The following is an 8,252-nucleotide window of genomic DNA, read 5'->3' on the forward strand; positions in this document are numbered from 1 at the left end:
GTCTCTTCTATTGTTCTCTCTTAGAAAACAGCTTAAATGTCAAATCTATAAAAATTCATACCACCCTGACAACAAGGCTAATTTATTAAAGAACCTTGTTAAAGTTTACAAACATTTTTGCACACCTTAGTTCAAATTAACATCCAGATAAACACCTATACCACTAAACACTTAATCTACTTTGACAAAATAAAATTGTTTACTGAGGAAGTCTCCCTGTGGAAGAACGACTGTGATTCCTGCATACATCAGTTCAGCACCAGAATAAACTTGGCCTGTTCCTTGTAACATGTAGTTGGCATCTTGATCGAGATTTTTTAGTTTGAGAGTCGTTTCAACCGTCTCAACTGTTGAAAGAACTCGGATATAGGTTGCTAGAACCTTATTTTCATAGTTAAATTGAACAGCTGCTTCATTGCTTCCAGCTTCAGGATTTATGAGGCGGTATTGCTGACCAAATTGAACTACTGGACGAATATCCTTATAATGAGCGATTTGTGTAGCAATGACAGCTTTTTCTTCCTGAGTCAATCTCGTCAAATCCAATTCGTAGCCTAAATTACCCATCATAGCTACATCTCCACGCGTTTCCAGAGGTGTTATGCGTCCCATTTGATGATTAGGGACAGCTGACACATGAGCTCCCATAGAAATAGTTGGATAAAGATAGCTTGAACCATATTGAATTGGTAAACGTGCAATGGCATCCGTATTATCACTTGCCCAAACTTGTGGGAAGTAACGCATCATACCGAGGTCGTTTCGACCTCCTCCACCTGAACATGATTCAAAGAGAATATTCTCATGCTTACTTGTCAGGAATTCCACCAAGTCATATAGTCCCAACATGTATTGATGACTCTGCATCTGACTTTCAAGGTAGTTTGCACCATTTCCGATGTTAGTCATGTTACGGTTATAATCCCATTTAACATAATCAATAGCATTATCTGTCAGAATCTTATCCAAGACATCTTTCAAGTAAGCCACCACATCTGGATTGGCCAAGTTCAACATAAGTTGGTTGCGTGAGTAAGTATGATCATAATTAGGCACCTGAATGGCCCAGTCTGGATGTTTTCGATAAAGATCACTATCCACCGAAATCATTTCAGGCTCAAACCAAAGACCAAACCTAAGCCCCTTGGCATGAACCTTTTCAATCAGGTCTTGAAGCGGTCCACCAAGTTTTTCTTCATTGACAAACCAATCTCCTAGAGCACGGTTGTCGTCGAAACGATTTCCAAACCAACCATCATCCAAGACAAAGAGTTCAACACCTACTTGTTTAGCATCTTCTGCTAACTCAATCAGTTTTTCTTTCTCAAAATCAAAGTAGGTTGCCTCCCAGTTATTAAGAAGAATTGGACGCTCCTCATGGGCAAACTGCTTAGGAATGATGTAGTCTGTAACAAAGGCCTGACTTTCTTGACTAACACCAGTTAAACCTTGGTGAGAGTAAGTAATGAGGGCAACTGGTGTTTCAAAACTTTCATTTGAAGCAAGTTCCCAGTCAAAGTTCTCATCCTCAATTCCGATAGCTACACGCACCTCATTGATTTGACTCTTTTGAACAAATGTTTGGAAGTTACCGCTATACATGAGTTGGAAGGCCAAAGCCTCGCCTGCCCCCTCGCTTGCTTCGTGATCACAAAGAATTAAAGCTGGTGTCTGAGCATGACCTGAGGCACCACGGTTAGAAGCGACTTTAAAGATACCTTGCTCAACTCTTTGGCGACGAACCGTTTTCTCACGAGCGTAAGCACCTTGGAGAGTGACCACATCATAGTCACGAGCAGGTATATCAGCCATAGCGCTGAGCGCTCGGTGGATTACCACGGCTTGTTCAGAACGGTTGATGACTTCGCTATAAGTTACAATTGTGTTGTTATCTTCCACTACTGTATAGTAGAGTTTCAATTCCAAGTTAGCGACTTTATCGACTAAGGTGAAAATAAGTGTTTCTGCATTTTCCAAAGAATGTGGATATGGAAGTTTGCTTTCTAGTGAAATCCCTTTGACCACTTCTGCTTTTGAAAATTCAAAGCGTGTCACATCTGAGACACCATGCTGGATTTTCAAAGACGGTTGACGAAAATCCCCCAAACCATGCAGGCCTACCACTTGACGTTGTGTATCATAACTATAGGTTCTGACGTCTGGATTGAGCTGTCCTGAAAAAGCATGATCTCTTTCATTTACAGCATTTGAGCCATGGTAGCGATTTACCTTTCGACCTAAGTGTCTTAGCAAAAGATCCCCGTCATGTTCTTCAATAATGAGCGACAAATCTTTGCTAGTGATGTAATAATAATTTTTGTTAACAACAATGCTCATAGTGTTCTCCTTATTTACAAGCTTTATTATAGATGATGTATGCGCTTTCTAAAATGGAATTTTGTTGCAAATATATGGTAAAATGTTAGGTAAGGAGGTTGTGCTATGATTATTTTTTCAGAACTTGAAACAGGAACCTTAGATTTACGTCTTGATTTTTACGGCTATGAGGATTGTTTACCAGACCAGTTCTTTGGTCCTGCCATTCGGGAAAATTACGTTCTCCATTACATCACTGAAGGCAAAGGCTGCCTTGAATACAAGGACCAAAAAATCCCCCTTCAAAAGGGAGATATTTTTTTACTCATACCAGGTGAAGTTACCTACTATTTTGCGGATAATCAGACTCCTTGGTCCTACTATTGGCTAGGGATTAGTGGTATCAAAGCTCAGGAGTACTTTCACCTCTCACAAATCCACGAAACAGCCTATCTTAGGTCGTCCCCTCACACCGAAGCATTAGGTAACTTCATAGAGACTATTGTCAAAGATGCAGAAAGGCTCGACGAAAGTAAGTCCTCGCAACTGCATGTTATCAGTCAACTCTATGAACTCATGCACCGATTAAATGACCTCTCACCTAACCTTGATCAAGAAACCATCTCGCCCAGTTGCAAACTCTATCGTGAAGCCAAACACCTTATTGATATAGGTTATAACTCTCAAGATATTAGTATCCAAGAAATTGCCGATAAGCTAGGCGTTCATCGTTCCTATTTGTCCTCCATCTTCAAAGACTTCCACAAGATTTCTCCCAAAGAATACCTGCTCGAGGTACGCATGAATCGAGCTAATGAACTCTTGAAAACCACTGATCAACCTATAAAAATTATCGCCTATTCTGTAGGCTATCTGGACCCTTTGCATTTTTCAAAAGCATTTCGGCAGCATTATGACTGCTCACCAAGTCAATATCGTAAAAAATAAAGAAGTAGACAGCTCACCATCAAGGATTGTGGCCTTGCTGTTTATCATTTTACGTCATTTTTTTCAAAGTATTTAAAGCTAACCTTATATTTTATTAATACTTCCCAAAAATTTGTAGTGACATAAATGTCACTATCAATGAATTCTCACTCTTCTTTTCTCCCATAAATCGTCTCTCGCCAATAGCATTTACCCTCGGCATTTGATATAATTTTTCTCAGAGGTATTTTTATTTATGAAGAAACAAGCTTTTAGTTCTGAACAGTATTTGAATCTGCAACGCGACCATATTTTGGAGCGCATTAACCAGTTTGACGGCAAGCTCTACTTGGAGTTTGGTGGTAAGATGTTGGAAGATTTCCACGCTGCCCGCGTCCTTCCTGGTTATGAACCTGACAATAAAATCAAGCTACTTCAAGAGCTCAAAGATCAGGTTGAAGTGGTCATTGCCATCAATGCCAGCAATATCGAGCACTCTAAGGCTCGTGGTGACCTTGGCATTTCCTACGACCAAGAGGTGCTTCGTCTGATTGATAAATTCAACGAGCTCAATATCTATGTAGGTTCTGTTGTTATTACACAGTATTCTGGTCAACCTGCAGCCGATGCTTTCCGTAACCAATTGGAAAAAAATGGCATCACGTCTTACATCCACTACCCTATCAAGGGCTATCCAACGGATATGAACCATATCATTTCTCCTGAGGGTATGGGGAAAAACGATTATATCAAGACTAGCCGTAACCTTATCGTCGTTACTGCTCCTGGTCCTGGTTCTGGTAAATTGGCGACATGTATGTCTAACATGTACCACGACCAAATCAATGGTATCAAGTCAGGTTATGCTAAATTTGAAACCTTCCCAGTTTGGAATTTGCCGCTTCATCACCCAGTTAACTTGGCCTATGAAGCTGCCACTGCAGACCTTGATGATGTCAATATGATTGACCCATTCCACTTGGAAACTTACGGCAAGACTACAGTAAACTACAACCGTGACATCGAGATTTTCCCAGTCCTCAAACGTATGCTTGAGCGTATCCTTGGTGAGTCTCCTTACGCTTCACCTACGGATATGGGTGTTAACATGGTTGGTTTTGCCATTACGGATGATGAGGCCGCCAAAGAAGCTTCTAAACAAGAAATCATCCGTCGCTACTATCAAACTGTACTTGATTTCAAAAATGAACGTGTTCCTGAGACCGCTGTCAAGAAGATTGAGTTGCTCATGAACGATCTTGGCATTACTCCTGAAGATCGCCAAGTGGTCGTTGCAGCACGCGCTAAGGCTGAAGAAACAGGTGGTTCTGCCCTTGCGCTTGAATTGCCAAATGGCCAAATTGTCACTGGTAAAAATTCAGAACTCTTTGGTCCAACTGCGGCTGCTTTGATCAACGCTATCAAGACTTCTGCAGGTATTGATAAGGAAACTAAACTTATCGAGCCTGAAGTGGTTAAACCTATCCAAGGTCTGAAAATTGACCATTTAGGTAGCCGTAACCCTCGCCTCCACTCAAACGAAATCCTCATTGCCTTGGCCATCACAGCTGCTAACAATGCGGATGCAGCGCGTGCCATGGAGGAACTTGGTAACCTCAAGGGTTCTGAAGCCCACTCAACTATCATCCTTACTGATGAAGATAAAAATGTTCTCCGTAAGCTTGGTATCAATGTGACCTTCGATCCTTACTATCAATACGACAAATTATATCGTAAGTAATCTATCATTAGAAACAAGAAAGACCTCAGTTTTACCAACTGGAGTCTTTTAGAAATGGACAAGGAAACTGGCTGAATAAAAAAGGAGAACTCTATTAAGTTCCCTTTTTGACAACCCACTTTCTCGTCTCAACCTTTTCTCAAAAAATGGAGAGTAGCCTAGCATTTTTATGAAAAAGTGAGTTAAAAGTATCAAACAGAGGGCTAAGCCACTCCCGATTCTAATCAGCCTACGATTTCTAACTTGAGAAAAGGTAAGCTAAAAAGCAAAATTATAGTAGATAGGACTGCCACAAGTGGGAGGTAACGACCTCCAACAAGATAGAGTAACAATGGCGCTATCGCTATGAAACGATTTAGAAAATTGCTAGTAACACGAACGGTTTGCCCATCCTCAACAGTAATGGTGTTAGACTTGTAACCCAACTTTCCAACACTTAAACGAGCTTTTGATGATGGCAAGGAAACACTCACTGCTTCCACTCCAGAAACTGTCCCCACAAGACTACTGTCTACTCGAATAGGACTCTTTCTAGCTACCTTACTCGCTTCAATTGTTATACTAGCCACTAGTCATCTCCTTTTCCTATCTTTCTACTTATAGTATACACTTTTTGAAACGCTTACACAAGTGAAATGACTGTTAAATCAGGATTTCTTGAAAATGTTTTATGTTTTCAAAAGTTCTTAAACCGCTTTGATTAACTTTGAAAATATTGGATTTTAAATAGTAAAAAGGGCTCAGTCCTATCTAATATAGAACTGAACCCTTTCCTATAAGAATTTGTCTATCCTGTTTGGATAAGTGCCAGAGGGGGATAATATTCCTATACGGGAATAGTGGCACTTCCCCTACAAAAGACCAAATTCACTTAGGCTAATCCATGAACATAAGCATCTACAGCAACGATGGCTTGCGCAATATCAGAAGCTTTCACCTCAAATGGCATTTGATGAATAGTTTCTCCTTCGATTGTTGCTTGTTGACCAACCTTGAGAAGATCTTCGTAACTTGCATTTTCAAGATGCATTTCTTTAAGAGTGGTTGGCATGCCAATTTGTTGATAGAAACGAATGTATTTATCCAAAACTTCTTTTGGACGATTTTCTAGGAACAATTGTACAAGAGTTCCGTAAGCTACTTTTTCACCATGAGTCAAATGGTGAATATCGCCAGTGAGGGCTGTGAAACCATTATGGATGGCGTGAGCCGCAGCCAAGCCACCACTTTCAAATCCGATACCACTGAGAAGGGTATTGGCTTCAATGATGTTTTCAAGGGCTGGCGTTACCACTTTTGCTTCACAGGCAGCCATGGCTTGTAGACCATCTGCAAAAAGGATTTCTTCACAGCGTTCAGCAATGGCAACACCAGCAAGTGTTTGGTGTTTGCCTAGCATGGTTTTACCATTTGCTTGCATAACTGCTCGAGCTTCTACCCAAGTTGCTAAGCCATCTGCGATACCAGAAGCGAGCAAGCGTTTTGGCGCTTGAGAGATAACCTTACTATCGACCAAAACCAATTCTGGGTTCTTAGAATAGAAGATGTAGCGTTCAAAGGCACCTTCGTCCGTATAGATAACAGACAAGGCTGAAACCGGAGCATCTGTAGATGCAATGGTAGGAGCAATCACTACTGGTGATTTAAGAAGATCTGCGATGGCTTTAGCACTATCAATAGTCTTACCACCACCTAAACCAATGACTAAATTACAGCCCTTTTCTTTGGCCAAACTTACCACACGATTAATTTCATTATCTGAAGCTTCACCATTAAAGAAGACTGGAACAACTGTAAGTCCATTTTGAACGAGGTATTCTTCGAAACGTTGACCCACAATGTCATAAACTACTGAATCACACAATAGTACAGGATGACTTCCTAGTTCCAAAATGGTTTTTGCATTTTCAAATAAGGCATTTTCACCTTGAATGTAACGTGACGGACTTGCAAAATTTCTCATAGTCTTTCTCCTTTGATATAAATGTATTTATATAGAATCAATTAAATGACCTTAGTTCTATGGGATACAGAGCTAAACCCTCACTTTAATTGACAGTATATCTATTTAGAGTCAGTACATAAGTCTAATTTTTTACTCTGTTTTCAAAACTCCTACTCTTCTTCTGGGTAGACCAAACCCCAGTCTTTACGGAGTTGTGTCATGAGATCCATGACATCTCGACTGTAATTGAGGTAGGTATGATCATCCTCGCCTGCAACAGCTGCTTCCATATCGAGGACCTCATACTGGAGGGCTTTAGCGGTTTCTCCTGCTTCGATGACTTCTTGTGAGCCATCTTCCGTATAAGTGATGACCGCTTTTTGCCCACGTGGGTACTCATAAAGTTCGATATAGCCCTTGTCATAAGCGATGGTGCCACGTTTTGGTTGTTTAGCATGAAGACTAAGCGTTACAGTGGCCATTTCCCCTTCTACATTGGTAAGGAGAATACCCGCTTGTTCATCAACACCAGTTGGAGCTAATTTAACCTGTGAAACCATCTCTGTCGGTTGCGATGTCATGAACCAACGTACAAAGGAGAGGGCATAGACACCGATATCAAGTAAAGCTCCACCAGCCAAGTTACGATTGAAAAAGCGGTTGGTCATGTCATATTCTTTATAAGAACCGAAGTTCATCTGGATAACCTTGAGAGGTCCCAGCTTACCACTTTCCACGATTTCAGAGAGTTTTCGATAAATAGGCATATGGAAAATGGTCATGGCTTCTGCCAGTTTGACATGATTTTCTTCGGCGAGTTGAATAGCTTCTGCCAATTCCTCACTATTTAGAGTGATAGATTTTTCACAGAGGACGTGCTTGCCAGCTGCGAGGGCCTTGCGAAGGTAATTAATATGCGTATTATGAGGCGTTGAGATATAGATAATATCCACTTCAGGGTCTTCAAAGACTTGGTCGATTTCTTTATAGACCTTTTCAATGCCATATTTTTCAGCGAAGGCTACTCCCTTGTCGTAGGTACGATTGGCTACGGAATAGAGTTTCCCGCCAAGAGCTTCCAAAGCTTGTGCCAATTCGTTGGCGATAACGCCAGTTCCAAGACTAGCCCAGTTGTACTTAATTTGGTTTGTCATAGTTTTCCTTTTTCTATTTTTGAATAGTCAATTCGTTGATTTGAGATAAGATTTCAACTTCACTCGCTCCTGCCTGAAGCAAGGCTGCTGCCGCATAAGCCCCCTCAATGAGAGGCACCTGTTGAATGAGAATTTCCTTGTCAGAAAATTCTTCAAGCATTTCCAAATT

At 40.9% G+C, this 8,252-nt stretch carries 6 protein-coding genes and 1 pseudogene; 2 read left to right on the forward strand and 5 right to left on the reverse strand.

From position 1 onward, the window contains the following. Nucleotides 1-171 precede the first annotated feature (171 nt). Entirely contained in the window at nucleotides 172-2,337 is a 2,166-nt protein-coding gene (locus HSISS2_RS07130) for an alpha-galactosidase (protein ID WP_021146094.1), read from the reverse strand. A 105-nt stretch (nucleotides 2,338-2,442) separates the two neighbouring features. On the opposite strand from HSISS2_RS07130, the gene HSISS2_RS07135 reads away from it, so the two are divergent. Beyond that, entirely contained in the window at nucleotides 2,443-3,264 is an 822-nt protein-coding gene (locus tag HSISS2_RS07135) for an AraC family ligand binding domain-containing protein (protein ID WP_021146095.1), read from the forward strand. Between the two features lie 235 nt (nucleotides 3,265-3,499). Further along, nucleotides 3,500-4,984, forward strand: a complete 1,485-nt coding sequence (locus HSISS2_RS07140; RefSeq protein ID WP_021146096.1) for a DUF1846 domain-containing protein — start codon at nucleotides 3,500-3,502, stop codon at nucleotides 4,982-4,984. Nucleotides 4,985-5,208: 224 nt separating this feature from the next. Here HSISS2_RS07140 and HSISS2_RS07145 read toward each other — a convergent pair whose 3' ends face one another. From HSISS2_RS07145 to HSISS2_RS11925, 4 genes and pseudogenes are all read right to left on the reverse strand, one after another. Further along, complete coding sequence (locus tag HSISS2_RS07145; protein ID WP_021146097.1) at nucleotides 5,209-5,553, reverse strand: hypothetical protein; 345 nt, start codon at nucleotides 5,551-5,553, stop codon at nucleotides 5,209-5,211. A gap of 302 nt (nucleotides 5,554-5,855) precedes the next feature. Continuing rightward, a complete protein-coding gene (locus tag HSISS2_RS07150) occupies nucleotides 5,856-6,947 on the reverse strand; it encodes a glycerol dehydrogenase (protein ID WP_004182244.1) in 1,092 nt (363 codons plus the stop codon). 152 nt (nucleotides 6,948-7,099) lie between these two features. Continuing rightward, complete coding sequence (locus HSISS2_RS07155) at nucleotides 7,100-8,083, reverse strand: Gfo/Idh/MocA family protein (RefSeq protein ID WP_021146098.1); 984 nt, start codon at nucleotides 8,081-8,083, stop codon at nucleotides 7,100-7,102. Between the two features lie 13 nt (nucleotides 8,084-8,096). Continuing rightward, nucleotides 8,097-8,252: pseudogene (locus tag HSISS2_RS11925) on the reverse strand (PTS mannose family transporter subunit IIA); the annotation flags it as partial.

Source organism: Streptococcus sp. HSISS2 (genome assembly GCF_000448665.1).
Taxonomy (GTDB): domain Bacteria; phylum Bacillota; class Bacilli; order Lactobacillales; family Streptococcaceae; genus Streptococcus; species Streptococcus raffinosi.

Coding starts and splice junctions, on each gene's coding strand:
- HSISS2_RS07130 (WP_021146094.1), bottom strand. CDS start 2,337: ATGAGCATTGTTGTTAACAAAAATTATTATTACATCACTAGCAAAGAT.
- HSISS2_RS07135 (WP_021146095.1), top strand. CDS start 2,443: ATGATTATTTTTTCAGAACTTGAAACAGGAACCTTAGATTTACGTCTT.
- HSISS2_RS07140 (WP_021146096.1), top strand. CDS start 3,500: ATGAAGAAACAAGCTTTTAGTTCTGAACAGTATTTGAATCTGCAACGC.
- HSISS2_RS07150 (WP_004182244.1), bottom strand. CDS start 6,947: ATGAGAAATTTTGCAAGTCCGTCACGTTACATTCAAGGTGAAAATGCC.
- HSISS2_RS07155 (WP_021146098.1), bottom strand. CDS start 8,083: ATGACAAACCAAATTAAGTACAACTGGGCTAGTCTTGGAACTGGCGTT.